We start from the raw sequence: 26,179 nt of genomic DNA on the forward strand, positions 1-26,179 counted from the left end.
TCGCAGGCGTCCGGGAACCGGCTTGCGTCAGCAGAATTCGGGTCGTGTATGGCGGCGGATACAGCTGTCACCCGCAGTCCGGAAAGTTCAGAAGAAGGGAGGCGGGAACCGGGCTGGCACGCTGTCAGAACCGTCATAAAGACCAGCACCTTCGCCAGCTGTCTTGCGCGAAATCCTGTCGTGCTCATAGATGTCTGCATCCGTCAGCGAGTATTGCGTCTTGAGTATCCGGGCCAGCAGCGTGATCGACTCGCTCTGCTCCGGGGTGGGCGGATCCCATTGCCGTGTCGCCTCGGTGTACATCGCGACCACTTCGATGCCGACGCTGCCCTCGTTCATCGGGAAGCGGTCGGGGTAGGGCTTCACTTTCTCGCGGTTGTGCACGTCGCGGTACCCCTGTCGACGCTCCAGCGATTCGACGGCCGCCTGCTCCGCGGCGTCACAGGTTCCTTCCTCGAAACATCGCGAGCGGATGGGTCCGACGTGATAGGTCTTCTGCAGCAGGCTGGCGGTCTGGTAGATCGTGCCGTCCTTGTCGATCAGGAAGTGCGTGCCAATACCGCGCGCGAACGCGTTGAGCGAATTGCGGGCGGTACTCGATACCGTGCGATGCAGGACGATCGCGTGCGGCCCCTGCAAACGGCCATGTTCCAGAGCCGGGATCGGCTGGAAGACGAAACCCGCGTTCTGGACATACCCGTGCTCATCCACGTAGATCGGAACGGGAATAACCTTGCGGGTCGTGTTCGAGGCCGGCGAGGTGATGGCCTGGCCAACGCGCAGGAACCTACTCATGAACTTGCTCCTCCTCCAGTTCCACATGGACGAGTTCAGGCGCGCGGGTCGCCGCCAGCGCGGTCGTGCCTTCGCTGTCGGTGATGCCTTCCACCACAGCGCCGTCCTCCCGGATGAGCCGATAGCGTCGGTTGCCCAAAGGCTTGCCGGTCAGCTCGGAGATGAGGATGAAGGCCTCGTCGAACGCCCCGTTGCCTGGCTCGGCCGTCATGGTCGTGGCTACCCGACTACCCGCCGCGTCCACGCCAGGCGCATCGCTCGTCTGCCCGTCGAGGAACACCCGGAACTGCCGGCTCGCGATCAGCGTGTGGCCGCACGCCAGCTTGTCTCCGTGCCGCGCCACGGGCGGACCGTCCACACTGAAGGTGGGATCGCCCGAAGCGATCGGAAATACGCCATTGCAACTGGCGCAAGTGGCCTTGTCGCCAACGCGGGCCACCGGATACCCGTCGATATCGGTAAACGGCGAACCGCTGATGACCTGCCCGCCACCGGACGTGGCGTCGCCTACTACAACGATCAATTGCGACATCTCGACCTCCTTGTCTGTCGCTGACTGTGAGGCCGCCCGACGAGCGGCCCTATTGCTTGTTGCCCTCAACCTTACGCCGACTCGGCCAGCGGCACCGGCTGCGGCCCCGCGGCCGCGGGGTCGGACGAGCCGCCTGTCAGGACGCCTTGAGCTGGGCGACCAGTTCCTCGGCGTGTTTCTCCATGAGGCCGTCGGTCGTGCCCCAGGCGGTCGAGTTGAAAGTCTCGACCTCGAAATTGCCGACCTGCGAACCGCTGGCATCGATGACGCGGACATCGCTGACGATCTTGTCGCGCCCCGCCATGATCCCGGCCCAGAACCGCGCCCCGTTGGATCGCACGTAGTAGTGCTTCAGCACCACCTCGATCTTCGGGTTGGCGCTCCCGGCATTGATCAGCCCGGCCTGCCGCAGGTGCGACTGGATGACGCCGTCGAGGCGGGCAATCCCTTCGGCGTCGTCCCCGCCCTGGTTGGAGAACGAGTACGCGTAGGTCTGGCCGGCCGGCGCGCTGTGGGCCTGGTGCACGGTACTGGTGGTGGAGCAGGCGGCCAGCAGCAGGATGCTGGCGGCGAGGGCAAAGGAACGAAGCATGGTGGTTTCCCCGGTTGAGATGCTGGATGAGCCGTTATTTATCCCGCTCGCTGGATGCCAGATTAAACCGCGATCCCTCCATCCACGCTGAGCGTCGTGCCCGTGGTAAATCCAGCGCTCGGCGAACACAGGTAAAGAACCGCTCCAGCAACCTCCTCTGGTCGACCGGTGCGCTTCATTGGTTGTAGTCCATTGAGAAAATCGCGGCCGCTTTCTTCCGCGCGTAGCCCCTCGTTCATTGGCGTGTCGATCACGCCCGGGCACACCACGTTAACCCGCACCCCTTGAGAGGCAAACTCCACTGCCGCCGACTTGCTCAGCCCGATCACTGCAAACTTGCTCGCGTTGTATACCGCCGTATTTGGATGAGGCCGAATACCCAGGAACGATGCAGTATTGACGATCCCGCCGCCGCCATTCCGCATAATGGCTGGAATCTGGTGCTTCATGCAAAGCGCGACGCCACGCACATTGACGGCCAATATACGCTCGATGGTCTCTGCCGTAACTTCTGTGATGGGGCCGGATTCGAGAAAGACACCTGCGTTGTTAAAAGCAAAATCCAGGCCGCCGAACGTGTCAACCGTTTGCGCAACCATCGTGGCTACGTCAGCTTCGATTGAAACGTCGGCTCGTACAAAAAGTCCCTTGCCGCCTGCCTGCTCGATCAGAGCGACGGATTCGGCGCCTTCGCTCTCCCGGCGGCCGACAACGACGACGTTGGCCCCTTCTTGAGCAAAGGCAACAGCGGTGGCGCGACCGATTCCCGAGGTTCCGCCGGTGATGAGAACTGTTTTATCTTTAAATATCTTCATTAAATCAACTGCCTCATGGACATAATCACGGCGCAATACATCGCAATTTTTATTTTGTCCTGCAACGCCTAAATTAACCCGGGTTGCAGCGCGTAGCTGACAACATGACAAGCTTGTCCGCCATGTCGTTGGCGTAGCTATGCAATTTCGGCTTTCGAACGTATTGTTAGTCGCTCCCATGAACCCAATCGAGTACCGGGCCCATCCAGTCTTTTGCTGGCGTGTAGAACGCCCCATGTGAGAGCCCCGTGGAAATGGACATCTCTGTAAATGACTGAGGTTTCTCAGAGTGTTGAGTGAGGGGCTCACAGCTGTCGCCAGCGAGAGTGTCGCTTGTCTCATAAATGGACAGAACTCGTCCGGTTAGACGGAGTTGAGGTTCGCGCGGCCGTGGCCAGCATGCCGCAAGCAGTACGAAACGCACATGGGGGCGACGTAGAAAACTGGAGACATGAATAGCGATATCTCCGCCCTTGGAGAAGCCGACGACAACGATGTTCTTCGGGGGAACGCCCTGACGGATCAGCTCTTCAACTTGAGCGACAACGATGCCTGCATACTCGTTTACGTTGGTGTTTGGCTTGCGCTGTGAGGAAATGACAGTAGCGCCCCTATTGGCAAGTGCTTCCAAGATGGCAGCGTAGTCATACAGCCCGAAACGGGGATCTGTGGGACGAGGTCCGAGGTCCTCGACGATCCGGCCGTGTAGATAGATGAGATGTGTTTCGTTTGGATCGAGCGTGGTCGGAAGAGTGGCTGTTCCCTGTGCGGCGATCGGAGCGGCAAAAAGGCTGATCAGCAAGGTAAGCCAAAGTTTCATGCGACCTCCGACACGGCTAGCACTTGAATTAAGCCGACGCGCGCCGCGCCGGTGAAGAAAAGAACGAAAATACGGCGCGCGTTCGGCTTGAATGAATTGTTAGACGTCGCCCCAATCGCTACGAAAGATGACTATAACAAAAATTTTTAGCGCTTTTCTTCAGCCGTGGGGAGATCAATGTCAAAGACATTATTTGAAAATTTAACCTGCCCATGCACCCGTGCGTAACCAAGGTCCTTCGCGGTTTGTAGGCTGGCTAGATCACCGGGCCAAAAGTCCGTAGGCCAATGTGCAGCAACTTCACCTACCGCTGCCGGCCAGACTAGAGAAACAAATGTGGGTCCAAGTAAATCATCTGCTTCGTAGGAAGTTGAAACTATACCCACTAGATGGCCTTCAGAATTAAACACAGGTCCACCACTCATGCCGCCTAGCGTATTCATTGCCACTTCAACACAAGGCCCCACCAGATGTTTTCCCCGGCCTTTTAGATGACACTCTGTCACAAGACCAGACGAACAGAGCATCCCCATTCCTGGAACTCCAGTGCGCGACAGCTCTCTGTAGCCCACAGCCCAAAGTCGCTCGCCGACTTCTGGAATCGCGATTTCGATTTGTGCCATTCGAAGGGGATGTTCTATCTCAGGCTCAGATATCAGAGTACAGGCGACTAAGGTTACGTCTGAAGTAATGCGATACGAAGATCCCAGTAGGACAGGGTGTAGGAGTTCCGTTGCCAGTATGTGTCTGTCTTTAGGAGCCCAGATTCGAATACTGCCTCCCGAAAGAAAAGAAAATGCTGCGCCTGCGGTATTGGCCATTTCCTCGACAACATGGTTTGCGGTGATCATCAGGCCCGGCGCGACCATGACTCCACTGCCGCAAGCATTGGCTCCGGTTTCGTCAATGAAACCCAAGGCCAATATCATCCCATCCATAATGGATAGCTCCCCCATGTCGCCGATACCGTCTATGTCAGAAAAAAGAGGGCGGTCCCACTTGAGTTCGACACTGAGAGGGCCATTGGAAGGTTCCGTAACTCTTGCTTTGTGGGTCATGCGACGTCTAACGCCTGAGTTAAGCCGACTTGCGTAGCGTAGCCGACAACGTGGCAAGCTTTACCTGCCACGTTGTCGGTTTAGCGAAGCAAGTTCGGCTTGAACGAATTGTTAGCACTCACTTATCGACCCTGAGCACAGTCTTTGGAAGCATTTCCATAACTGATGGGGAAGAACTTGAGCTTTGATTCTTCGTGTATCCGGTGTCTTGTGGTGTGAAGATGCACGAAGCTGCATGCGTAAGAACAATGTCTCTGCTTTCTTCACCCTTGGCCGCATCGACCAAGGCCTGAAAGGTCATAAGGGCGTTCTGACGATGCTTGTTGATAATCTCGTTATGCTTGTGGTTCAAGAAGTTCTTGGCGGCGAGTAAGAGCATGTACGTCAGAACGAAGAATATTAGAATCTTGCTAGCAACGAGTTGCAGGGAGTCGTATGCAGTATCCGGATAAAAGAACGGCATCTTGTGCATGAATAATGTGGCTACGGCATAAATCCCGACGCCAATCGCTAACCTGACGGTGTATTTCCGCCAAGTATCTGCCAATTCGTTGTGATCTTTAGCCTCGTCTTTGAAGTAAATTGCTTGCTGCGACACTCCTTGTTCTGCTGCGACTTTTCTCACATCGCGCAGAACTTGCTCAGCTTGCTCCTGCTGCTCACTTAATTGACCGGTAATTTCGCTAGCTTGATCAGTAACGGCCTGTAGTGAGGCTCTTGCATCATTCTCCATTCTCTGAAAATCAATGGACTTACTGGCCCCGTACGCAATTGGCATGTAGAGACTCTGGAAGGCCGCGCGGTATGCCCCCTCAATCTGAGAAACCAGTTGGTCGCGCGTTTGAGCCGGGCTCTGCTGCTCATCTGGTGCGAAATCAAGCAATGACTTGAAGCGGTTATAGTCCGCGTCCGCTTGCTTCTTGATTTGGTCCAGGATGTCATCTGGGAAATCATCGAGTGCACTTGTGCCGAGTTGGTTGTACAGCCGAATCAGTTTCTTCGCAGGCTCGACTGCCGCAGCAAGGCTAAATCTGGCGCCTAAATCAGATTCCCTCGCCAGAGAGTCAGGATCGAAGCGTTGCATCCGCTCCAATGACTCCTTCGTTTCGGTTAGCTTGGTCATCGTGTCCCCCTGTTGTGAGTGTAACGCTCAAGTTAAGTCGAATTGGAGCGCGTAGCTGGCAACATGGCAAGCTGTACTTGCCATGTTGACGGCGTAGCGATGCAATTTCGGCTTGAACGCATTGTTAGGTGCCTCCCCACTTATCTACCAACGCGTTTACTCGCTCTGGCACGCCCCACGATGACTCGATTTGACCATTTTCTTCTGCCGCCTTCTTGATGCGGATTGAAAAATTTGGCTCCCAGTAACCGAGATCTTCAAGCAGACCAACGTAGTACTTTGCGTTTGCGAAAGAGTTGCTGCGCTCGAACATCCTGACGATTGCTCCCGCCATATGCGTTTGAGTCTGCTTGTTTAAGCGATAGGTGTCGAACAGTTCTCGCGCAATCTCGGACACCTGTTTCCCGTGTCCGTTAAAGCCTTGAAACTTCCCAATGAACCCGTAGGGGTCTTGTCCTAATCGCACGGCGAAAACGGGCTGCCCACGCCCCATCACGTAACCAACCTCTTGGTCTGTCCAATAGCTGGCGTGAAATCCTTCATGGAGTAACGCCACTAAGCTATCGCATGTTCGCAATGCGCGCTCAATCTCTACCTGCCACTCCAGTGTAGGTTCAATGTCGTTGTGCGCTACGAAAGATGTGATGCCATAGCGAAGAAGCTCAGATTGAAGTTCTGCGGTGAATGCTTTATGGACGGACAAGTGTGAGAGAAATACTCGAAAATGTTCTGGCTCCCAGTACTCTGGATCAGTCACAACTGACGCCCCAGGTTGCTCCACCACGTAGCCAACATGCTCCGCAATCTCGGTCAGCTGCGCGTCATTCCCTTTGCTCACGTGCTCAATAAGGTACGCGTGGATGCTTCCACTCCAGGTAGGCGACGTGGGAAGTCCGAATTGCTCCAGAGTCAGATCTATTAGGGGCCAATCCTCTGATTCAAGACGGTTCGCCACCTCTTTAATGATGTTAATTCTTAGAGATGCTGATAACGCCATGGCCGGCACCTGACTTCCTAATAAACCATACAAGCGGGGTGTTATTCGGCTCATCGGATCAAAAGACTCCATTAACGACCGATAAGTGATAGCACAACAAAACTGCCGCGTTATCACCCCCAAGGCCGCCCCAGCGCCAGCTTCACCGCCTTGACCCCAGGCACCGCCTTCAACATCCCCACCAACTCCGCATCCACCCGCACCGAGTGGCTGCCATTCAAATCCAGCATCCCCGCGGCCCCGGCCTTGATCAGGTCGACCCGGATCGGCGTCGAGCCGGGCCGGTGTTTCGCCAGCAATTCGTCGACCCTGCTCCAGATCCCCGGCACGCGCAAATCCAGCCTCAGCGACAACCGCTTGGCGTGCTGCGCGCAGATCTGCCCGTAATCCCAGCACCGCGCGGCCTTCAATGCGAAGCCACCGCTAAAGGCGTCCTCGCGCAGGCCGCCCTGGATCACCAGCAGGCGGTCGCGGGTCAGCAGGCTGGCGAACTCGCTGTAGGTCTCGGAGAAGAAGGCGCATTCCAGGCGGCCGCGGCCGTCCTCGATCTGCACGAACATCTGGGCGTCGCCCTTCTTGCGGATGGCGACCACCTGGCCGGCGACGACGGTTTCCAGTTCCGGGCGCCAGCCGCTGCGGGCGGACTCGGGGCGGTTTTCCCAGATCTTTTCGAGGTCGCCTAGGTCGTGGCCGGTCAAGCCGTGCAGTTCGTCGCGGTAGGGGTCGAAGGGGTGGCCGCTGAGGTAGTGGCCGAGGGTTTCGCGCTCGCCGTTGAGCAGTTGGGCGAGGGGGAACTCGTCGGTTTCCTTCAGTTCCAGCCGCAGGGCGGGGGCGCTGTCGCCGCCACCGCCGCCGAACAGGCTGACCTGTCCGGCTTCGCGTTCGCGGGCGATCTGCTCGGTGGCGCGCAGCACTTCGGGCAGTTGCAGCATCAGGCTGGCGCGGTTGCGGCCGAGTTTGTCGAGGGCGCCGGCGTGGGTCAGCGCTTCCAGAGCGCGGCGATTGAGCTTGCCGCTGTCGACGCGCTTGCAGAAGTCCAGCAGGTCGTTGAACGGGCCGGCGCGGCGGGCTTCGACGATCGCTTCGCAGGCGCCGCGGCCGACGCCTTTCACGGCGCCGAGGCCGTAGCGGATGGTGTTCGGTTCGGTGGCTTCGAACATGTACGCCGAGGCGTCCACGTCCGGCGGCAGCACGGTCAGGCCCATCGCGCGGCATTCGTCGAGGAAGCCGGTGACCTTGTCGGTGTTGTCCATGTCCGACGACAGCACGGCGGCCATGAACTCGGCCGGGTAGTGCACCTTGAGCCAGGCGGTCTGGTATGCGACCAGTGCGTAGGCGGCCGAGTGCGACTTGTTGAAGCCGTACTCGGCGAACTTCTCCATCAGGTCGAAGATCGGGCTGGCGACCTTGGCCGGGATGTCGTTGGCCAGGCAACCCGCCTCGAACTTGGCGCGCTCCTTGGCCATCTCCTCGGCTTTCTTCTTGCCCATCGCGCGGCGCAGCAGGTCGGCGCCGCCCAGCGAGTAGCCGGCCAGGACCTGGGCGATCTGCATCACCTGTTCCTGGTAGACGATGACGCCGTAGGTGGGCGCCAGCACCGGCTCCAGCAGCGGGTGCGGGTAGGTGACTTCGGCGCGGCCGTGCTTGCGGTCGACCCAGTCCTTGTCCATTCCCGAGCCGAGCGGGCCGGGGCGGAACAGGGCGGCGAGGGCGATGATGTCTTCGAAGGTGTCGGGCTGGGCGCGCTTGAGGAGCTCGCGCATGCCGCGGGATTCGAACTGGAAGACGGCTACGCCTTCGCCTCGGGCGAAGAGGTCGTAGGTGGGTTTGTCGTCGAGGGGGAGGGTGGTTATGTCTAATGGGGGAAGAGCGCCCTCATCCGCCCTTCGGGCACCTTCTCCCGCAGGCGGGAGAAGGGAGGCGTCCGCCGCGGGTGGGAGAAGGGAGGCGTCTGCGGGCGGGGTGGTTTGTGCCGCGCGGCGTTTGTTGATGGCTTTTACGGCCCAGTCGATGATCGTCAGCGTGCGCAGGCCGAGGAAGTCGAACTTGACCAGGCCGACCGCTTCGACATCGTCCTTGTCGAACTGGGTGACGGGACTTTTGCCTTTGCCTTCGCCGTCGTGTTCGGCGAACAGCGGGCAGAAGTCGCTCAGCGGGCTGGGGGCGATGACGACGCCGCCGGCGTGCTTGCCGGCGTTGCGGGTCAGGTCTTCGAGGCTGCGGGCGAGGTCGAGCAGGTCGCGGACGTCGTCCTCGCGCTGGTAGCGCTCGATGAGGTCGGTCGAGGCCAGCATCGGGTTCTTGTGCGAGGCCTCCGATTCCCCGAGGGCGTCGTCGAGGCTGATGCCCAGGGTGTTGGGGATCAGCTTGGCGATGCCGTCGACGAACCCGTACGGGTGGCCGAGCACGCGGCCGCAGTCGCGCACCACCGCCTTGGCGGCCATGGTGCCGTAGGTGATGATCTGGCTGACCCGGTCGCGGCCGTACTTGCGGGCGACGTAGTCGATCACCTCGTCGCGGCGGTCCATGCAGAAGTCGATGTCGAAGTCGGGCATCGACACGCGTTCGGGGTTGAGGAAGCGCTCGAACAGCAGGTCGTACGGCAGCGGGTCCAGGTCGGTGATGCCCAGCGCCCATGCCACCAGCGAGCCGGCACCGGAACCGCGGCCGGGGCCGACCGGGATGCCCTGTTCCTTGCCCCAGTTGATAAAGTCCGCAACGATCAGGAAGTAGCCGGGGAAGCCCATCTTGATGATGACGTCGAGTTCGGTTTCCAGCCGCGCGTCGTAGACCTCGCGGCTCTTGCCCTCGGCCAGCGGCGCGGTTTCCAGCCGCTTGGCCAGGCCTTCGCGCGAGGCGTTGCGCAGCCAGCTTTCGATGGTGTGTTCGCTGGGCACCGGGAACGCCGGCAGCGCGTATTCGCCGAGCTTCATCTCGACGTTGCAGCGCATTGCCAGCGCGAGGGTGTTGTCGATCGCGTCGGGCACGTCGGCGAACAGCTCGGCCATCTGCTCGGACGACTTGAGGTACTGCTCGGCGCTGTAGTCCTTCGGCCGCTTGGGGTCGTCGAGCACGCGGCCGGTGGAGATGCAGACGCGCGCCTCGTGCGCCTCGAAGCCGTCGAAGTCGAGGAAGCGCGCGTCGTTGCTGGCGATCACCGGCAGGCCGCGCTTGCTGGAGGCGTGCAGGGCGAAGCTGTTGAACGCGTCTTCGCCGTCGCGGCCGGTGCGGGTCAGTTCCAGGTGCAGGCGGTCGCCGAAGCTGCCCTGCCAGTCGGCCAGCCAGGCTTCGGCGAGCTCGGGACGGCTGCCGGTCGCCAGTCGCCCGGCGAGGCTCTGCCGCCCGGCCAGTGCGAACAGGCCGGCGTTGTCCTCGCGCAGCCACTCGGGGCGCAGGGCGACGCCGTCGGCGCGGTGGCCTTCCATCCACATCCGGCTGAGCAGACGCGACAGGGTCAGGTAGCCGTCGCGGTCGCGGCACAGCAGGGTCATCCGCGAGGGCGCCTCGTTGCCGTCGGCCAGCTCGATGTCGGCGCCGATGACCGGCTTGATGCCGGCGGCCTCGGCCTTGCGGTAGAACTTGACCGCGGCGAACAGGTTGTTGACGTCGGTCAACGCGACCGCGGGCTGGTCGAGGGCGACGCAGCGCTTGACCAACTCGCCGATCCGGATGGTGGAGTCGACGAGCGAGAATTCGCTGTGCAGGTGCAGGTGGATGAAACGCGCTGACATTCGTGCTGTTGCCGGGCCTCACAGGGCAACAGCCAGAGTATCAGCCCGGGTCCGGTGGACAAGGCTTGACAGCCGCCCGGGGCGCGGTCGGCGCGGGCCGGCCCCGGACCCGCGCGGATCAGCCGATCCGGAACCGCAGCGGCGGGTCGCCGGAATGCGCGTACTGGCTGCCGCTGACGCGCAGGTGGTGCTGCCACAGCGCGATCTCGGCCAGGCGGTCGCGGACCCACGCCTGGCGCTGCGTCTCGCCGTCACCGGCGGGGTGTTCGTCGTCGCGGTAGGTGCAGAAGTCGCGGTACTCCTCGGCTTCGGCGGAGAACGCCGGCCAGGCCAGTTCGATCAGCAGCACGTCGTCGAGCAGGCCGAGCATCGGTTCGTGGTCGGCGATCAGGTCGTCGTCGCGGTCGACGTAGTCCAGCAGCTTGAGCGCGCGCGCGCGGGTGGCGCGGCTGGTGTCCCAGTCGGAATCCTCGAGCATCGCGCGCAGGCTTTCGACCCGGCGCAGGCGGCGGTCGAGGACGTCGTGGGCGCGCGTGGCCGGCAGTGACATCAGCCAGTCCATCAGGTGCTGCAGGCGGTCGGGGTCGACGCGCGCGGCGTCGGGGTGGATCTCGTGCAGCAGCGCGTCGAAACGGGCGATGGCGTCGCCTTTGAGTTTCACGCTGGCGGGCGGTGCGGTAGTCGCGCCGGGCGGGTCGTCGCGCCTGAATCCGTCGTGAAAGAAATACGGCAGTGGATCGGCGGTTGGGGTGGGCATTGACATGCGCATGGCACACCTCGCTGTGTCGGCCGTGAGGCGGGGTGCGCGTCGGCCGGCGGGCGCGCGACCCTCCAGTCCGTTGGAAAACATCCCTGCAGGATTCTTTGGATACGGTTCCATGCTGCGCCGTTGAAACCGGCTTGTCCCTGTTTCCAAAGTGGGGGTGACAACGGGCCTATCCAACCGTTCGGGCCGCTGCGACGGGGTTTGCCCGTGGCGACGACGCCGGTTCCGAAACCGCCGCTGAATCGTCGCCGCCGTGGGCATGCCTGTTCATCGATCGATGCACCCGACGGTGCACCTGTCAGTGCACTTGGAACCGTGATGCGGAGGCGGGCAGATAGGAGTGTTCGCGCACGCTGCGCTGGTGGATCGTCAGCGCGGCTTCGGCGCGGAAGGCGTGTTGCCACTGCGCGCGGGTGAAGCCGAACCCGCCGGGCGCGCAACCGCGCAGCCGTGCCTCGATCCGGCGCAGGCGGCGGTAGTCCAGGTACTCGTCCACTTCGGCCGCGAGCAGGGGCCATGCGGTCTCGATGACGATGGCATCGTCCAGCCGGCCGACGCGCGGTAACTGGTCGGGGATCAAGTCGTTGTGGCCGCGCACGTACGAGACCACGCGCGATGCGATGGCACGGGTTTCGTTGTCGGCGTCCCATGCGGGGTCGTCGACCATCAGGGCCGCGGCGGCGGCGCGGCGCATCTGGAATCCGATCGTCGGCGCGAGGCCGGTGCTGCAGTCGCACAATTCACGCGCGGCGGTGGCCAGCTGGTCGCGGTCGTACGGGGCCTGGCTGCGGCCGAGCGAGATCAGGAAGGCGTTGAAGCGGTCGACCTCCAGCGCGGCCAGGCGGAACCCGCCGACGTGGCTGCGGCGCCGGCGTTGCGCGGACGGGGCGATCGGGGCGGGGCGCTGCTGCAGCGCGGTCGGCAACGGGCGGGCGGTGGCGAGGATGGCGTTCATGGTGGTTCTCCGGGGAAGGGCGGCGGGGATTCGTCGCAGGGCCAGATTCCGCCGCGGCCGCGGATGAGTCATGATGTCCGGGGGAGTCTTTCGCCAGCTTTGACGCAGGTTGGCGAGGTCTTCATGAGGTTTTTCCGATGGATCCGAAAGGAGTCACGGGTGAACCGCCGTCGCCGGGCGTGTGCTACCGGTTTGGCGGGATCGTGGTCGACACGGCGGCGCATACGCTGCTCCGCGACGGCCAGCCGCAGGCGATCGAGCCGAAGGCGTTCGCGGTACTGCTGGTGCTGCTGCAGCACGCCGATGAGCTGGTCGGCCGCGACCAGTTGCTCGACACGGTCTGGGGCCATCGCCATGTCACTCCCGGTGTGCTGACCCGGGCGATCGCCCAGCTGCGCGCCGCGCTTGACGACCATCCGCACGAACCCCGGTTCATCCAGACCCGCCATGCGCTGGGGTACCGGTTCATCGGGGAGCTGGAAGGCCCGGCTGCGGAAACCGGGCCGGGGGACGGATTGGCCCCGGTGGTGCCGGAACCGCCCGTGGTCGTGCCGGCGGCGCTGCCGCCGGTCGCACAGCCTATTGCGACGCGGCCTGCGGAGAACGATGACCGCCGCCCCGCAGGAAGGGTGCGCTCGCGATGGCGGCTGGGGTCGCCCCGTACGTGGTTCATCGCCACCCTGGCCCTGGCGGTCGCCTTGCTGGCGCTGGCGTGGGTCGACCGACGCGCGGCGCCAGCCGGTCCGGCCGAGGCCTCGATCGCGGTGTTGCCGTTCACCAGCCTCAGCGACAACACCGACGACCGCCATTTCGCCGAAGGCCTGGCGGTCGAGATGCACGATGCGCTGGCCGGCATCCCGGGGCTGCAGGTCGCATCCGCGGGCAGCCGGCCCACGGATGGGCCGCCCGGTAGTCCCGACCTGAAGGCGCTGGGCCGGAAGCTCGGGGTGGCGACGGTGCTCGATGCCAGCGTCCGCCGCGAGGGCAGCCGGCTGCGCGTGAATGCGCGCCTGTCCGACACCGCCACCGGTTTCACGTTGTGGAGTGAGAGCTACGACCGCGAGGCCAACGACGTGTTTGCCGTCCAGCGCGAAATCGCCAGCGAAGTGGTCCACGCCTTGCCGGGCGTGCTGCCACCGACGCCGGGCGTGCTGGCGCGGCTGGCCCCGACCCGCGACCTGGGCGCCTACGAGGCGTACCTGAAGGGCCAGCGCCAGCTGCGCTCGCCGGGCGAGGACGGTTACCTCGACAAGGCCATCGGTTTCTTCGGGCAGGCCCTCGCTGCCGATGCCGGGTTCGCCCGTGCGCAGGCCGGCATATGCCGCGCCGAGATCATCCGCTTCGAGGGCGCGCGCGACGCCCCGGCGTTCGAGCGGGCGCAGGACGCCTGCAGGCAGGCCGCCGGCATGGATCCGCACCTGCGCGAGGTCAGCCTGGCGCTGGGCGAGATGCATCGCGCGCGCGGCGAGTACGCGCAGGCCAACGAGCAGTACACCCTCGCGCTCGACGACCTCGGCCTGCGCCCGTCCGCCTATGTCGGGCTGGCGCGGGTGCAGAGCGAGCAGGGCAACAACGAGCTCGCGCTGGAATACTTCGACCTTGCCCGCCAGTTGCGGCCCGGCGACGCACTGGTCTACCGCGAGCTGGGCTACCACCAGTACCTCAACGGCAGCCCCGCCGACGCGATCGAGTCGTTCCGCACCGCAACCAGCCTGCAGCCGGACGACCCGACCCTGTGGAGCAGCCTGGGTGGCCTGTACCTGGTGGAAGGCGACAACGTGCGCGCCGCCGATGCCTTCCAGCGGTCGCTGGCGATCAAGCCGAGCTATGAGGCCTTGAGCAACCTGGGCACGCTTCGATACGCCCAGGGCGCGTACGCCGATGCCGCCGGACTGTACCGCCGCGCCGCCGCGCTCGACCCGACCGACTACCGCATCTGGGGCAACATCGGCGATGCGCTCGCGGCCGATCCGGCCACCACCGTGCAGGCACGCGAGCCGTACGCCCGCGCGGCGCAAATGGTCAGGGACTACCTTGCGGTCAAGTCCGAGGACGCGCAGGCGCAGGCACTGCTCGGGTTCTACCTGGCCAACCTGGGTGATGCCGGGGGCGCGCGGGAGCGCATCGCCCGGGCCGAGGCGCTGGCGACCGAGCGCGGCGAGGTCGCGTTCCTCGCGGCGCAGGCGCTGGCATTGCTTGGCGACAAGGCCGGCGCGCGCCAGCGGCTGGCGACGGCGCGCGACGAGAAGGTCGCGGCGGAGCGGATCCAGACGGCGCCGGCGCTGAGGTCGCTGCTCGACAGTCCCGTCGGGACGCAGGCGCTCGGCGAAGCACCGTAGAGGAATCGGAACCAGGCCTGCATCCCGCAGGCGTCACAGGGAGCATCCCCATGCACATGAAATTGGCAGCGTTGGCCGGCGTCTTCATGCTGGCTGGATGCAGTACGTCCGGACCCACGCGCGACGGCGCACCCACGCCTGATGCCGATGGCGTGCCGTGCGCCGACTCCGCGGGAGCGCCTGCCGTCTATATCGACGTGGAATACAGCGGCGCGTCGGTGAGTACGCCGATCCCGGTCTGCGAGGTCGACCCGGACACGGTGATCACCTGGCGTGGTGAAACCGGTGCCGAGGGATTCCAGATCCGTTTCACATCGGCCAGCCCGGCCGCGCGCGGCGCGCCGCGTTCGATCAATTCGACGTCGAGGGGTGGTCGCCAGAAAGTCGTACTGACCGCCCGAAATACCAGCGGCACTTACGAGTACGAAATCCTGACCGCCAACGGCGGCGTCGACCCGGCCATCATCATCCGGGCGCGCTGACGGCTGATGCGGCGCGCACCGGCGCGAAGCTGCGACGGTGGTGCGGGCACGGGCCGTGGGCGGTGAGCGCGGACAGGTGCGCGGGCGTCGAGTAGCCCTTGTGGTCGGCGAATCCGTACTGCGGCCACTGCTCGTGCAGCGCGACCATCATGCGGTCGCGGCTGACCTTGGCGAGGATCGAGGCGGCCATGATCGCGCGGTCGCGGGCATCGCCGCCGATCCACGCCTCGGCCGGGCAGGGCAGGCCGCGCGGCAGGGCGTTGCCGTCGATGCGCGCCAGTTCGGCAACGTGCAGCACGCCCTCGACGGCGCGGCGCATGCCGAGCATCGTCGCCTGGAAGATGTTGATGCGGTCGATCTCCTCGACCTCCACCGCGACCACGTGCCAGGCCAAAGCGCGTTCGATGATGCGTTCGTACAGGGTTTCGCGGCGTTGGGCGTTGAGTTGCTTGGAGTCGTTGAGCCCGTTGACCGGGGTACGGCCCGGACCGAACACGACCGCGGCGACCACCACCGGCCCGGCCAGCGGGCCACGGCCGGCTTCGTCGACCCCGGCGATGCGTTGTGCGCCGCGGGCAACCGCGAGGTCGAGGCTGAACTGGCCGTCAGCGCCCGGCATCGTTCGAGGCCACGGGTTCGGGCTCGGGTTCGACTGCGGGCTCGACGACCAGGTCGACCACCGCGTCGGCCGCCTGCGTCGAGGCGTCGCAACGCAGTTGCCGGTGCAGTTCCAGGAAACGGGGTTGCAGGGCGGCGACCGCGGCCGGGTCGCGCAGCCAGCGCAGGGTTTCGCGGGCGAGGTTGTCGGGGGTGCAGTCGTGCTGCATCAATTCCGGCACCACGCACTCGCCGGCCAGCACGTTGGGCAGGGCGTAGTGGTCGACCTTGAGCATGCCCAGGCTCTTGACCACGCGGTAGGTCAGCGGTGCGACCTTGTAGCCGACCACCATCGGCCGCTTGGCCAGCATCGCCTCCAGGGTCGCGGTGCCCGATGCCAGCATGATCACGTCGCTGGCGATCATCAGGGTGCGCGCCTGGCCGTTGATCTCGCGCAGTGAGGGTGCCAATGCGCCGCGGTCCGGGTGCGCGGCGAGCACGCGCTTGAAGGCTTCGTGTGCCTGCGGGTTGGCCATCGGCACGACGATCCGGAGGTCGGGCTGTTCGGCCAGCACGCGTGCGGCGGCGGCGAGGAAGTCGCTGCCGAGGCGCTCGATCTCGCCGACCCGGGAGCCGGGGAGCAGGGCCAGCAGCGGTGGCAGCGGGTCGATACCGAGGGCCGCGCGGGCGCTTCCGCGGTCGGGCTGCAACGGCATCTCGTCGGCCAGCGGATGCCCGACGAAGCGCGCATCGACACCGTGCCGGGCGTAGATTTCCGGCTCCATCGGGAACAGGCACAGCACCCGGTCGGCGCTGAGGCCGATCTTCTCCGCGCGCTTCTCGCGCCACGCCCAGACCGAGGGACTGACGTAGTGCACGGTGCGTATGCCGCGCTGCTTCAGCCACTTCTCGACGCCGAGGTTGAAGTCGGGGGCGTCGATGCCGATGAACACGTCGGGCTGCCAGTCGAGCACGCGCTGGCGCAACTCGCGGCGGAGCCTGAGCAGGCGCGGCAGGTGGCGCAGCACTTCGGCCAGGCCCATGACCGCCAGCTCGGAGGCGTCGTGCCAGGTTTCCATGCCCGCCTCGCGCATCGCCTCGCCGCCGATGCCGACGATCTCGGCCGCGGGCCAGCGCCGGCGCAACTGTTCGATCAGTCCCGCGCCGAGCAGGTCGCCGGAGGCCTCGCCTGCGACCAGCACGATGCGTTTGGCGCGGGTCGGGACGGGGTCGTCGAAAATGTCCAAGGGGCGGGCACGCGGGGGAACGGGGGCGGAGTGATTCTAGGACATTGGTGCGGGCGCCGGCCGGCCGTCCCGCTGGGCTCCCCGTCACTTGCGGGAATCGCCGGCTGTAGGAGCGACGTAAGTCGCGATTTCCCTGTGCTCCGGGGGTTCAGGGCATCGCGACTTACGTCGCTCCTACATCAAAGCGACTCGGCGGGCGCAGGGACGGGCCGCCGCCTAGCGCAGCAATGGGCGCTCGGAGGCTTCGATGAAGTCCAGCAGCGCGCGCACGTCGTCGCTGTCGCCGGCCAGTTCGGCCAGTTTGGCGCGGGCCTCGTCGAGCGAGCTGCCGGCGACGTACAACGCGCGGTAGGCGCGCTTGATGGCGCTGATCCGCTCGGGGTCGAAGCCGCGTCGCTTGAGCCCTTCGCTGTTGATCCCGCGTGGCCGGCCGTAGCCGTCCTGGGCCACCATCACGAACGGCGGCACGTCGCCGTTGACGAATGCGCCCATGCCGATGAACGCGTGCGCGCCGATCCGGCAGAACTGGTGGATGCCGACGAAACCGCTGAGGATCACGTGGTCGCCGATCCCGACATGGCCGGCCAGCGTCGCGTTGTTGGAGAACACGCAGTGGTTGCCGACCACGCAGTCGTGGGCGATGTGGGTGTAGGCCAGCAGCCAGTTGTCGTCGCCGACGCGGGTGCAGCCGCCGCCGGCGCCGGTGCCGCGGTTGATGGTGACGAACTCGCGGATGGTGTTGCGGTCGCCGATCACCAGTTCGACGCGCTCGCCGCCGTACTTCTTGTCCTGCGGTTCGCCGCCGATCGCGACGTGGCCGTGGATGCGGTTGTCGCGACCGATCCGGGTCGGGCCGTGGAGGCTGCAATGCGGGCCGATGGAGGTGCCGTCACCGATCTCGACGTCCGCGCCGATGTAACTGAAAGCCCCCACCCGCACGTCGTTGCCGAGCCGGGCGCCGGGCTCGATCACGGCACTGGGATGGACGAGGGAATCGCTCATGCCTCCGGCTTGACCTCGGCGCAGAGGATGTCGGCGCAGGCGGCCTGCTCGCCGTCGACCCGGGCGATGCCTTCGTACAGCGCCATGTTGCGGATGGTGCGCTTGAGGGTCACTTCCAGGTCGAGGCGGTCGCCGGGCACCACCATCCGCGAGAACTTCGCGTTGTCGATCTTGACCAGGTAGAACAGCTTGGCCTGGCCGGTGTCGCCGTCGCGCGACAGCTGGGTCAGCAGGCCGCCGGCCTGGGCCAGCGCCTCGACCACCAGCACGCCGGGCATCACCGGCTGGCCGGGAAAGTGGCCGTTGAAGAAATTCTCGTTGGCGGTGACGTTCTTGTACGCCAGCACGCGCTTGTTGGGCTCCAGCTCGACCACGCGGTCGACCAGCAGGAACGGGTAGCGGTGCGGCAGCAGCGCCTGGATGGTTGGAACGTCGATCGGAAGCTTCACTGTTTCGGTTTTCCCTTGATCTTGCGGGCCAGCTCGTCGAGCTGCTTGAAGCGAGCGGCATTCTTGCGCCAGCTGCGATTGTCCATCAATCCGGTGCCGGACGAGTATTCGCCGGGTTCGCGGATCGAACTGCTGACCAGGCTCATCGCGGTGATCACCACCCGGTCGCAGATTTCAAGGTGGCCGAGGATGCCGGCGGCGCCGCCGACCAGGCAGTAGCGGCCGATCTTCGCGCTGCCGGCCACCGCCGCGCAGCCGGCCATCGCGGTGTGCGCGCCGATGCGGACGTTGTGGCCGATCTGGATCTGGTTGTCGAGGCGCACGTCCTCCTCGAGCACGGTGTCCTCGATCGCGCCGCGGTCGATGGTGGTGTTTGCGCCGATCTCGCAGTCGTCGCCGATGACCACGCCGCCGAGCTGCGGCACCTTGAGCCAACGCCCGGCATCCATCGCCAGGCCGAAGCCGTCGGCGCCGAGCACGGCACCGGGGTGGATGCGCACGCGGTGGCCAAGTCGGACCCGGGTGACCAGGGTGACCCGGGCGATCAACTCGCTGCCGGCGCCGACCACGCAGGCGTCGCCGACGATGCAGCCCGGGCCCAGTACCGCGCCGGATTCGATCCGGCTGCGCGCGCCGATGCTGGTGAATGCACCGACGTGGGCGTCATCGGCGACCGTGGCCGAGGGGTCGATATCGCAGGAGGGGTGGATGCCCGGTGCCCGGACCGGCTGCGGCTCGAACAGCGCGGCCATGCGCGCGAATGCCGCATACGGATCCTTCGCGACCAATGCCACGCCGGCGAATCCGGTTTCGGATGACTTGTCGGCGTCCTGTTCGCCCATCACGACCACGCTGGCGCGGGTGTCGGCCAGTTGCGGTCGGTAACGGGGGTTGGCGAGGAACGCGAGCTGTCCGGGGCCGGCGCCGGCGAGGGTGCCGACGCCGTGGATTTCGACCGAGCCATCGCCGCGAAGGCCAAGCGCGAAGCGTTCGGCCAGAGCGGTGGCGGTGTGCATGTTGGACGGTTGACGCGGCATGACGGCGGACGACGCCGTCAGAACGTGCCGCCGAAGGTGAACTGCAAGCGCTCCAGGCGGTCGTTGTCTTCCTTCTTGAAGGGGTAGGCGTAGCTGATCGAGATCGGGCCCATCGGTGAGCGCCACATCAGCGCCAGGCCGGTGGAGGCGCGCAGTTCGCCCGCATCGAAGGCGTCGAAATCCTTGTAGACGTTGCCGAAGTCGACGAACGCCGAGACGCGCGCGGCAGTGCTGTCGATCAGGCTCGGGAAGAACATCTCCAGCGAGCCGACGGTCTTGAACGCGCCGCCGACCGGCTGCAGGTACGGGCTGCCGAGCGCGGCCAGGCGCGGGCCGAGGGTGTTGTCGACGAACCCGCGCACCGAACGCACGCCGCCGGCGTAGAAGTTCTCGAAGAACGGCAGGCCGTCGGCGGTGACCGTCTTGATGTAGTCGGGCGAGTCGGTAAGGCACGGGTCGGTCGGTGCCGGACCCGGCTGGAACACCGGTGCGGTGTCCGGATCGCCGTCGTGGTCGACCATGCTACCCGGGGTGAAGCACAGGTTGCGGGTGACCGCGTCGTCGTAGTTGTCGCCGTAGCCCAGCTCGATGCGGGTGTTGAGCACCAGGTGGCGCGACATCGGCCAGAACCGGGAGTAGTTGTAGTTGAGCTTGAAGTACTCGACCGTCGAGCCCGGCAGGGTCGCTTCCAGCCAGATGCGCTGGTTGGTGCCGCGGGTCGGGGTCAGCGCGCTGTTGAGCGTGTTGCGGCCCCAGCCGATCTCGCCGCGCCAGGCGTGGAACGTGCGCTGGCCGATCGCGTCGATGTAGTCGACCAGCGGCTCCGGGGTGCGGCCGTGGAAGGCGAAGATCTGGTTGCTGTCGAGGCCCAGCAGCGCGGTGACGCTGTCGGTCTCGGTGATCGGGATGCCCAGCACCATCTGGCCGACGCCGCTGGTGCTGGAGAACTGCGCGGTGTTGAAGTCGGAGTTGTCGAACTCGCTCCAGCGCAGGTTGTAGCCCAGCGACACGCCGTTGTCGGTGAAGTAGGGGTTGAGGAACGAGAAGTCGTAGCGCTGCAGGTAGGCATTGCGCTGCGCCTGCACGGCGATCCGGTTGCCGGTGCCGAGGAAGTTGTTCTGCGACAGCTGCACCTGCGTGCTCAGGCCCTGCAACTGCGAATAGCCCAGGCCGAACACGAAGCTGCCGGCGGCGACCTCGTTGACGGTGTAGATGACGTCGACCTGGTCGTTGGTGCCCGGTACCGGCTTGGTCTCGACGTCGACGGTATCGAAGTAGCCCAGGCCCTGCAGTCGGATCTTGGAGCGGTCGATGGCGGCCTGCGAGTACCAGGTGCCCTCGAACTGGCGCATCTCGCGGCGCAGCACCTCGTCGGCGGTGCGCGAGTTGCCCTTGAACTGCACCTGGCGGACGTTGACGCGCGGACCCGGCAGCACCTGCATGTTGATGCCGACGGTCTTGTCCTCGCGGTTCACGTCGGGGATCGGGTTGACCTGCGCGAATGCGTAGCCGACGTTGCCGAGGGTCGCGGTGATCGCGTCGGAGCTGATTTCCAGCAGGCGGCGCGAGAAGATCTGGTCGGGCTTGACCAGCACCATCGCCTCGACCTGGTCCTTCGGCAGCACGGTGTCGCCGGTGACCGTGACGCTGGAGATCTTGTACTGCTCGCCCTCGGTGAGGCCGGCGGTGATGAACATGTCCCGCTTGTCGCGGCTCATCGACACCTGGGTCGAGTCGATGCTGAAGTCGACGTAGCCGCGATCGAGGTAGTAGTTGTTGAGCTTCTCGAGGTCGCCCGACAGTTTCTCGCGCGAGTACTGGTCGTCCTTGCGGTACCAGCTCAGCCAGTTGTGCTCGCCGGACTCCCAGGTCTCGAGGATGGCCTCCTCCTCGAAGATCTCGTTGCCGACCAGGTTGATGTGGCGGATCTTGGCGGCCTTGCCTTCCTCGATCGCGATGGCGACGTCGACGCGGTTGCGCGGCAGTGCGGTCACCGTCGGGGTGATCGTGACGTTGTACTTGCCGCGGTTGTTGTACTGCCGGGTCAGTTCCTGGGTGACGCGATCGAGGCTGAGCTGGTTGAAGGTGTTGCCCTCGGCCAGGCCGATGTCGCTGAGGCCCTTGAGCAGGTCCTCGGTCTCCAGGTCCTTGTTGCCGCTGAGGGACAGGGTGTTGATCGCCGGACGCTCGGTCACGGTCACGACCAGGATGCTGCCCTGGTGGCCGATGTCGATGTCCTCGAAGAAGCCGGTCTGGTACAGCGCCCGGATCGCGTCGCCGACCGCGGACTGGTCGACCGTGTCGCCACGCTCGATCGGCAGGTAGGTGAACACGGTGCCGGCGGAGATGCGCTGCAGGCCGTCGACGCGGATATCGCTCACGGTGAACGGGCTGACCGGTGCGGCCGCGCCCGTTTGCGCCAGCGCGGGCAGCGCCGGCACCGTGGAAAGCGCCGAGGCGAGGGCGAGGACAAGCAGGCGGCGGTGGAGGGGTCGCGTCATCATCACGTCCGGTTGGGGGTCTTGCGGCACCCGCGGGCGCGGGGTCGGGTCGGGGCGGAGCGTCGGGGCAGTACGGATGGAGGGCGGGATTGAACCGTCAGGCATGGCCGACATCAGTGCACCAGGTTGTTGACGATGTCGTTGTAGAACGCCAGGCCCATGAGCCCGATGATCAGGACGAGGCCGATGTACTGCCCGGCGGCCATTGCGCGCTCGCTGACCGGGCTGCCCTTGGCCAGCTCGATAAGGTAATACAGGAGGTGACCGCCGTCCAAGATCGGGATCGGCAGCAGGTTCAGGATGCCAAGGCTCAGCGACAGCAGCGCGAGCAGCGACAGGTACCAGGCCGGCCCCTGGTCGGCGTAGGCGTTCGCGGCGCGGGCGATGGTGATGGGGCCGGCGACGGTGTTCTCGACGGCGACCCGGCCGCTGAAGGCACGACCGATCATCGCGACCAGCTCGCGGGTCTGGTGGACGGCTTCGCGCAGCGCGGCGGGCACCGCGGCGACCGGGCCGTAGTGCAGCTCCGCATCCATCGCCGGCATTTCCGGCCGCGCCGAGGTGATCCCGAGGACCCAGTACGGCTCGCCGTCTTCCGACTCCATCCGGACCGGCTGCAGTTCCAGCGCCAGCCGGTCGCCGTCGCGTTCGACCTCGACCATGGCCTTGCCGCCACGTTCGCCGAGCCGCTGCACCAGCGGTCCGATGTCGCCCCAGGCGTCGACCTGCCGGCCATCGATCGCACTGATGCGGTCGCCCTCGGCCAGGATGCCCCACGCCGGGGTGTCGGGCGCGACACGGCCGACCCGGGGCGGCACCAGCAGGTGGCGCGGCGTCAGGCCGATGGCCTCGACCGCGCGGCGCTCGTCGAATTCCGCCGGCAACCGCGACAGCGCCAGTTCGCGGGTGTCGGTGCTGCCGCTGGCGGTGCGGACCTGCAGCGGGATGTCGGCGTGGTCGAGCGCGGCCGGGATAAGCGCCAGTTGGGCCTCGCTCCAGGTCGGGGTGGCGCGGTCGCCGACTTGCAGCAGCCGGTCGCCGGGTTGGAGGCCGGCTTCCGCGGCGATGCCCTCCACGTGCCCCACCACGGGCGCGTAATCGGGGCGTCCGATCACGAACATGCCCCAGAAAAGCATCACGCACAGCAGCAGGTTGGCGACCGGGCCGGCGATGACGATCGCGATGCGCTTCCATACCGACTGGCGATTGAACGCCTGCGCCAGCTCGGCCGGTGCCACGTCGCCCCCGCGCTCGTCGAGCATCTTGACGTAACCACCGAGCGGGATCACGGCGACCATGTACTCGGTGCCGTCCTTCGCGCGGCGCGACCACAGCGCCGGCCCGAAGCCGACCGAGAAACGCAACACCCGCACCCCGCAGCGCCGCGCGACCCAGTAGTGGCCGAACTCGTGGAAGGTGACCAGCACCCCCAGGCTGACGATCAGCCACCAGAGCGAACCGACGAACTCAGCCATGGTGCGGTCCCGGATTGGAAGCGGAGGAGGTCATTGCTGGCCGTATCCGGCAAGGGCCTGTGTCGCATGCCGCCGCGCCTGCCGGTCGGCCTCGTGCAGCTGCGCCAGCGAGGCGGCAGGGGCGGCCGGCAGTGCGGCGAGGGTGTCCTCGACCACGGCCGGAATGGACAGGAAACCGATCCGGCGCTGAAGAAACGCTGAAACCGCGACTTCGTTGGCGGCGTTGAGCGTGGCCGGCGCGGTGCCACCCGCGTCCAGCGCGTCGAAGGCGAGGCGCAGGCAGGGGAACGCCTCGAGGTCCGGCGGCTCGAAATCGAGCCGGCCGCCCTCGGCCAGCAGGTCAAGCATGCCGACCCCGGAATCGAGCCGCTCGGGCCAGCCCAGGCCCACCGCGAGCGCGGTGCGCATGTCGGGCAGTCCAAGCTGGGCGAGGGTGGAGCCATCCGCGAACTGGACCAGCGAGTGGACCAGGCTCTGCGGATGCACCAGCACGCCGATGCGGTGCTCGTCGCCGCGGCCGCCGACGCCGAACAGATGGTGCGCCTCGATGACCTCCAGGCCCTTGTTCATCAGCGTCGCGGAGTCGACCGAGATCTTCGGGCCCATCGACCACTTGGGGTGGGCGACGGCCTGTTCGACCGTGACGTCGGCGAGCGATGCGCGGCTGCGGCCGCGGAATGGACCGCCCGACGCGGTCAGGACGATCCGCGCGACGCCGGCGGGCGCGCGCCGTGACGGATCGCCGGGCTGTTCGCCGAGGCTGCACAGGCACTGGAAGATCGCGTTGTGCTCGCTGTCGATCGGCACGATGGTCGCGCCGCCCTCGTGCGCCGCGGCCATCAGCAGCTCGCCGGCCAGCACCAGCGACTCCTTGTTGGCCAGCAGCAGGCGCTTGCCGGCGCGCGCCGCGGCGAGGGTGGAAGGCAGACCGGCCGCGCCGACGATCGCGGCGACCACGGTGTCGCAGGCGTCGCCTTCGACCAGTGCCACCAGCGCTTCGTCGCCGCAGTGGGCGTGGGTGTCGAGCCCGGCGTCGCGCAGGCCTTCGCGCAGCGCGGCGAAACCGGCCGGATCGGCGATCACCGCATGTGCGGGACGGTGTTGGCGGCACAACTCGACCAGCGCATCGACCTGTCGCCCCGCCGCCAGCACGGTCGCGCGCAGGCGGTCCGGGTGGCGGGCGATCACGTCCAGTGCCGAGGCACCGATCGAGCCGGTGGCGCCCAATACCGCGATCCGTCCCATCGTCAGAAGCCCAGCACGGCCTTGCCGAGCGCGAACGCCGGAAGTGCCGCCAGCACGCCGTCCAGCCGGTCGAGGACGCCGCCGTGGCCGGGGATGAGGGCGCCGGAATCCTTGACCCCGGCGTGCCGCTTGAGCAGGCTCTCGAACAGGTCGCCGACCACCGAGAACAGCGCCGCCAGCAGCGACACCAGCGCGACCGCGGGCAACTGCGCGGTCGTGGCGCCGGCGAACAGCGACAACACCACGCCGACGATCACCGCCAGCAGCATGCCGCCGACCAGGCCTTCGACGGTCTTGTTCGGGCTGATCTTGGGCGCCAGCTTGTGCCGGCCGAAATGGCGGCCGCTGAAGTAGGCGCCGGTGTCGGCCGCCCACACCACCATCAACGCGCACAACAGCCAGCGGTGGCCGTTGGGCTGGCCGGCGTGGATCCACGCCAGCGCGCACCAGGCCGGGATGGTGGCCAGGGCTCCGGCGGCGAGCTTGAACACCCGCGCATGGGTGTCGTGGTCGCTGGCGAAGCGGTAGCGGCCCAGCCAGGCCAGCGCCAGCAGCCACCAGACGACGCCGATGACGGTCATCAGTTCCAGCAGCACGAAGCTGAAGCCGCTGGTCGAGCGCGATGCCCAGACCAGCGCGACCATCAACGCCAGGTGCGCGACCAGCAGCACGGTGCGCGCCAGCGTATCTTCGATCTCGGCCAGGTCGAACCACTCCCACAGGCCGAGCAGGAACACCACGGCGGCGAGCGCCATCATCCAGTCGGTGGGCAGCAGCAGGATCGCGGCGATCGCGACCGGGGCCATCACCAGCGCGGCGAGCAGGCGGGTACGGGTCATTCTCGGGTCTCGTCAGTGGCGGCCGGTCCGGACGGGACGCGGGCGGGGCCCTGTGCGCCGGTCAGGCCGAAACGGCGTTCGCGGTTGGCGTAGTCGTCCAGCGCGCATTGCAGCGTCGCCACGTCGAGTTCGGGCCACAACAGATCGGTGAACCACAACTCGGTGTAGGCCAGCTGCCAGAGCAGGAAATTGCTGATCCTGAGGTCGCCGCCGGTGCGGATGAACAGGTCGGGGGCGGGCAGGTCGGCCAGTGCCATCCGTGCGCCGATCGCCGCCTCGTCGATCGCCTCGGGGGCGATGCGGCCGGCGGCCACGTCGGCTGCCAGCGATCGCGCGGCCCGGGCGATGTCCCAGCGACCGCCGTAGCTGGCGGCGACGGCCAGTTGCAGCCGGGTGTTGCCCGCGGTCTGCACCTCGGCGGCGTCCATGCGCCGGATGATGTCGGCGCTGAAGCGCTCGCGCTCGCCGATGAAGCGCACCCGGACGCCGCGGCGGTCGAGTTCGTCGACCTCGCGTTCCAGTGCGTTCATGAACAGCTTCATCAGCGCGCCGACCTCGTCCTCCGGTCGGCCCCAGTTTTCGCTGGAGAAGGCGAACAGGGTCAGCGCTTCGATGCCCTTGTCGAGACAGAAGTCGATGCAGACGTTGACCGCGCGCGCACCGGCGCGATGGCCGATCATGCGCGGGCGGCGGCGGCGTTCGGCCCAGCGACCGTTGCCATCCATGATGACGGCGAGGTGGCGGGGAATGCGCTCGGGAAGGGGCGTGGGTTCTGGCGGCAT

The 26,179-nt window shown here is 65.9% G+C and carries 23 protein-coding genes; 2 read left to right on the forward strand and 21 right to left on the reverse strand.

All coding sequences use genetic code 11. The features are described 5' to 3' along the window. Positions 1-87 precede the first annotated feature (87 nt). From ACT9AS_RS10110 to ACT9AS_RS10160, 11 genes are all read right to left on the reverse strand, one after another. On the reverse strand, positions 88-795 hold the full coding sequence (locus ACT9AS_RS10110; RefSeq protein ID WP_445100010.1) for an N-acetylmuramoyl-L-alanine amidase: 708 nt from the start codon (positions 793-795) through the stop codon (positions 88-90). After that, positions 788-1,327, reverse strand: coding sequence for a PAAR domain-containing protein (locus ACT9AS_RS10115; protein ID WP_445100011.1), 540 nt, complete (start codon positions 1,325-1,327; stop codon positions 788-790). Before ACT9AS_RS10115 ends, ACT9AS_RS10110 begins: the two co-directional genes overlap by 8 nt. A gap of 136 nt (positions 1,328-1,463) precedes the next feature. Next, positions 1,464-1,919 carry a DUF4410 domain-containing protein gene (locus ACT9AS_RS10120; RefSeq protein ID WP_445100012.1) on the reverse strand — a complete coding sequence of 152 codons (456 nt, stop codon included), beginning with the start codon at positions 1,917-1,919 and terminating at the stop codon, positions 1,464-1,466. Between the two features lie 62 nt (positions 1,920-1,981). Next, a complete protein-coding gene (locus tag ACT9AS_RS10125) occupies positions 1,982-2,734 on the reverse strand; it encodes a glucose 1-dehydrogenase (protein WP_445100013.1) in 753 nt (250 codons plus the stop codon). Between the two features lie 166 nt (positions 2,735-2,900). Continuing rightward, entirely contained in the window at positions 2,901-3,554 is a 654-nt protein-coding gene (locus ACT9AS_RS10130) for a hypothetical protein (RefSeq protein WP_445100014.1), read from the reverse strand. A gap of 146 nt (positions 3,555-3,700) precedes the next feature. Further along, complete coding sequence (locus tag ACT9AS_RS10135; protein ID WP_445100015.1) at positions 3,701-4,612, reverse strand: trypsin-like peptidase domain-containing protein; 912 nt, start codon at positions 4,610-4,612, stop codon at positions 3,701-3,703. A gap of 118 nt (positions 4,613-4,730) precedes the next feature. Then, positions 4,731-5,735 carry a hypothetical protein gene (locus tag ACT9AS_RS10140; protein WP_445100016.1) on the reverse strand — a complete coding sequence of 335 codons (1,005 nt, stop codon included), beginning with the start codon at positions 5,733-5,735 and terminating at the stop codon, positions 4,731-4,733. A 124-nt stretch (positions 5,736-5,859) separates the two neighbouring features. Next, a complete protein-coding gene (locus tag ACT9AS_RS10145; protein ID WP_445100017.1) occupies positions 5,860-6,786 on the reverse strand; it encodes a TIR domain-containing protein in 927 nt (308 codons plus the stop codon). 59 nt (positions 6,787-6,845) lie between these two features. Then, entirely contained in the window at positions 6,846-10,463 is a 3,618-nt protein-coding gene (gene dnaE / locus ACT9AS_RS10150) for a DNA polymerase III subunit alpha (RefSeq protein WP_445100018.1), read from the reverse strand. A gap of 118 nt (positions 10,464-10,581) precedes the next feature. Beyond that, a complete protein-coding gene (locus ACT9AS_RS10155; RefSeq protein ID WP_445100019.1) occupies positions 10,582-11,220 on the reverse strand; it encodes a hypothetical protein in 639 nt (212 codons plus the stop codon). 307 nt (positions 11,221-11,527) lie between these two features. Further along, the gene (locus ACT9AS_RS10160; protein WP_445100020.1) at positions 11,528-12,184 is read right to left on the reverse strand and encodes a hypothetical protein; all 657 of its coding nucleotides are present in this window, start codon (positions 12,182-12,184) and stop codon (positions 11,528-11,530) included. Between the two features lie 137 nt (positions 12,185-12,321). On the opposite strand from ACT9AS_RS10160, the gene ACT9AS_RS10165 reads away from it, so the two are divergent. After that, entirely contained in the window at positions 12,322-14,523 is a 2,202-nt protein-coding gene (locus ACT9AS_RS10165) for a winged helix-turn-helix domain-containing protein (protein ID WP_445100021.1), read from the forward strand. Positions 14,524-14,585: 62 nt separating this feature from the next. After that, on the forward strand, positions 14,586-15,005 hold the full coding sequence (locus tag ACT9AS_RS10170; RefSeq protein WP_445100022.1) for a hypothetical protein: 420 nt from the start codon (positions 14,586-14,588) through the stop codon (positions 15,003-15,005). Here ACT9AS_RS10170 and ACT9AS_RS10175 read toward each other — a convergent pair. From ACT9AS_RS10175 to uppS, 10 genes are all read right to left on the reverse strand, one after another. Next, positions 14,989-15,624, reverse strand: coding sequence for a ribonuclease HII (locus tag ACT9AS_RS10175; protein ID WP_445100023.1), 636 nt, complete (start codon positions 15,622-15,624; stop codon positions 14,989-14,991). The two genes, ACT9AS_RS10170 and ACT9AS_RS10175, sit on opposite strands and share 17 nt — an antisense overlap. Beyond that, positions 15,611-16,849: a lipid-A-disaccharide synthase gene (lpxB, locus tag ACT9AS_RS10180; RefSeq protein WP_445100024.1), complete on the reverse strand. Its 1,239-nt coding sequence runs from the start codon at positions 16,847-16,849 to the stop codon at positions 15,611-15,613. Before lpxB ends, ACT9AS_RS10175 begins: the two co-directional genes overlap by 14 nt. 216 nt (positions 16,850-17,065) lie before the next feature. Next, positions 17,066-17,851 carry an acyl-ACP--UDP-N-acetylglucosamine O-acyltransferase gene (lpxA, locus tag ACT9AS_RS10185; protein WP_445100025.1) on the reverse strand — a complete coding sequence of 262 codons (786 nt, stop codon included), beginning with the start codon at positions 17,849-17,851 and terminating at the stop codon, positions 17,066-17,068. Continuing rightward, on the reverse strand, positions 17,848-18,300 hold the full coding sequence (fabZ, locus tag ACT9AS_RS10190; RefSeq protein WP_445100026.1) for a 3-hydroxyacyl-ACP dehydratase FabZ: 453 nt from the start codon (positions 18,298-18,300) through the stop codon (positions 17,848-17,850). Before fabZ ends, lpxA begins: the two co-directional genes overlap by 4 nt. Then, positions 18,297-19,316: a UDP-3-O-(3-hydroxymyristoyl)glucosamine N-acyltransferase gene (gene lpxD / locus ACT9AS_RS10195; RefSeq protein ID WP_445100027.1), complete on the reverse strand. Its 1,020-nt coding sequence runs from the start codon at positions 19,314-19,316 to the stop codon at positions 18,297-18,299. The genes fabZ and lpxD overlap by 4 nt, the downstream gene beginning before the upstream one ends. 38 nt (positions 19,317-19,354) lie before the next feature. Beyond that, positions 19,355-21,838 (reverse strand): outer membrane protein assembly factor BamA, encoded by a 2,484-nt coding sequence (gene bamA / locus ACT9AS_RS10200; protein ID WP_445100028.1) that lies wholly within the window; start codon positions 21,836-21,838, stop codon positions 19,355-19,357. Positions 21,839-21,951: 113 nt separating this feature from the next. Beyond that, positions 21,952-23,313: an RIP metalloprotease RseP gene (gene rseP / locus ACT9AS_RS10205; protein ID WP_445100029.1), complete on the reverse strand. Its 1,362-nt coding sequence runs from the start codon at positions 23,311-23,313 to the stop codon at positions 21,952-21,954. Positions 23,314-23,343: 30 nt separating this feature from the next. Next, positions 23,344-24,558 carry a 1-deoxy-D-xylulose-5-phosphate reductoisomerase gene (dxr, locus tag ACT9AS_RS10210; RefSeq protein ID WP_445100030.1) on the reverse strand — a complete coding sequence of 405 codons (1,215 nt, stop codon included), beginning with the start codon at positions 24,556-24,558 and terminating at the stop codon, positions 23,344-23,346. A gap of 2 nt (positions 24,559-24,560) precedes the next feature. Continuing rightward, positions 24,561-25,397, reverse strand: a complete 837-nt coding sequence (locus tag ACT9AS_RS10215) for a phosphatidate cytidylyltransferase (RefSeq protein ID WP_445100031.1) — start codon at positions 25,395-25,397, stop codon at positions 24,561-24,563. Then, positions 25,394-26,179 (reverse strand): polyprenyl diphosphate synthase, encoded by a 786-nt coding sequence (uppS, locus tag ACT9AS_RS10220; RefSeq protein ID WP_445100032.1) that lies wholly within the window; start codon positions 26,177-26,179, stop codon positions 25,394-25,396. Before uppS ends, ACT9AS_RS10215 begins: the two co-directional genes overlap by 4 nt.

The organism is Lysobacter sp. F60174L2 (assembly GCF_052547135.1).

Excerpts from the sequence above, each read along its gene's own strand:
- ACT9AS_RS10110 (WP_445100010.1), bottom strand. The coding sequence starts at position 795 with ATGAGTAGGTTCCTGCGCGTTGGCCAGGCCATCACCTCGCCGGCCTCG.
- ACT9AS_RS10115 (WP_445100011.1), bottom strand. The coding sequence starts at position 1,327 with ATGTCGCAATTGATCGTTGTAGTAGGCGACGCCACGTCCGGTGGCGGG.
- ACT9AS_RS10120 (WP_445100012.1), bottom strand. The coding sequence starts at position 1,919 with ATGCTTCGTTCCTTTGCCCTCGCCGCCAGCATCCTGCTGCTGGCCGCC.
- ACT9AS_RS10125 (WP_445100013.1), bottom strand. The coding sequence starts at position 2,734 with ATGAAGATATTTAAAGATAAAACAGTTCTCATCACCGGCGGAACCTCG.
- ACT9AS_RS10130 (WP_445100014.1), bottom strand. The coding sequence starts at position 3,554 with ATGAAACTTTGGCTTACCTTGCTGATCAGCCTTTTTGCCGCTCCGATC.
- ACT9AS_RS10135 (WP_445100015.1), bottom strand. The coding sequence starts at position 4,612 with ATGACCCACAAAGCAAGAGTTACGGAACCTTCCAATGGCCCTCTCAGT.
- ACT9AS_RS10140 (WP_445100016.1), bottom strand. The coding sequence starts at position 5,735 with ATGACCAAGCTAACCGAAACGAAGGAGTCATTGGAGCGGATGCAACGC.
- ACT9AS_RS10145 (WP_445100017.1), bottom strand. The coding sequence starts at position 6,786 with ATGAGCCGAATAACACCCCGCTTGTATGGTTTATTAGGAAGTCAGGTG.
- dnaE (WP_445100018.1), bottom strand. The coding sequence starts at position 10,463 with ATGTCAGCGCGTTTCATCCACCTGCACCTGCACAGCGAATTCTCGCTC.
- ACT9AS_RS10155 (WP_445100019.1), bottom strand. The coding sequence starts at position 11,220 with ATGCCCACCCCAACCGCCGATCCACTGCCGTATTTCTTTCACGACGGA.
- ACT9AS_RS10160 (WP_445100020.1), bottom strand. The coding sequence starts at position 12,184 with ATGAACGCCATCCTCGCCACCGCCCGCCCGTTGCCGACCGCGCTGCAG.
- ACT9AS_RS10165 (WP_445100021.1), top strand. The coding sequence starts at position 12,322 with ATGGATCCGAAAGGAGTCACGGGTGAACCGCCGTCGCCGGGCGTGTGC.
- ACT9AS_RS10175 (WP_445100023.1), bottom strand. The coding sequence starts at position 15,624 with ATGCCGGGCGCTGACGGCCAGTTCAGCCTCGACCTCGCGGTTGCCCGC.
- lpxA (WP_445100025.1), bottom strand. The coding sequence starts at position 17,851 with ATGAGCGATTCCCTCGTCCATCCCAGTGCCGTGATCGAGCCCGGCGCC.
- lpxD (WP_445100027.1), bottom strand. The coding sequence starts at position 19,316 with ATGCACACCGCCACCGCTCTGGCCGAACGCTTCGCGCTTGGCCTTCGC.
- bamA (WP_445100028.1), bottom strand. The coding sequence starts at position 21,838 with ATGACGCGACCCCTCCACCGCCGCCTGCTTGTCCTCGCCCTCGCCTCG.
- rseP (WP_445100029.1), bottom strand. The coding sequence starts at position 23,313 with ATGGCTGAGTTCGTCGGTTCGCTCTGGTGGCTGATCGTCAGCCTGGGG.
- dxr (WP_445100030.1), bottom strand. The coding sequence starts at position 24,558 with ATGGGACGGATCGCGGTATTGGGCGCCACCGGCTCGATCGGTGCCTCG.
- ACT9AS_RS10215 (WP_445100031.1), bottom strand. The coding sequence starts at position 25,397 with ATGACCCGTACCCGCCTGCTCGCCGCGCTGGTGATGGCCCCGGTCGCG.
- uppS (WP_445100032.1), bottom strand. The coding sequence starts at position 26,179 with ATGCCGCCAGAACCCACGCCCCTTCCCGAGCGCATTCCCCGCCACCTC.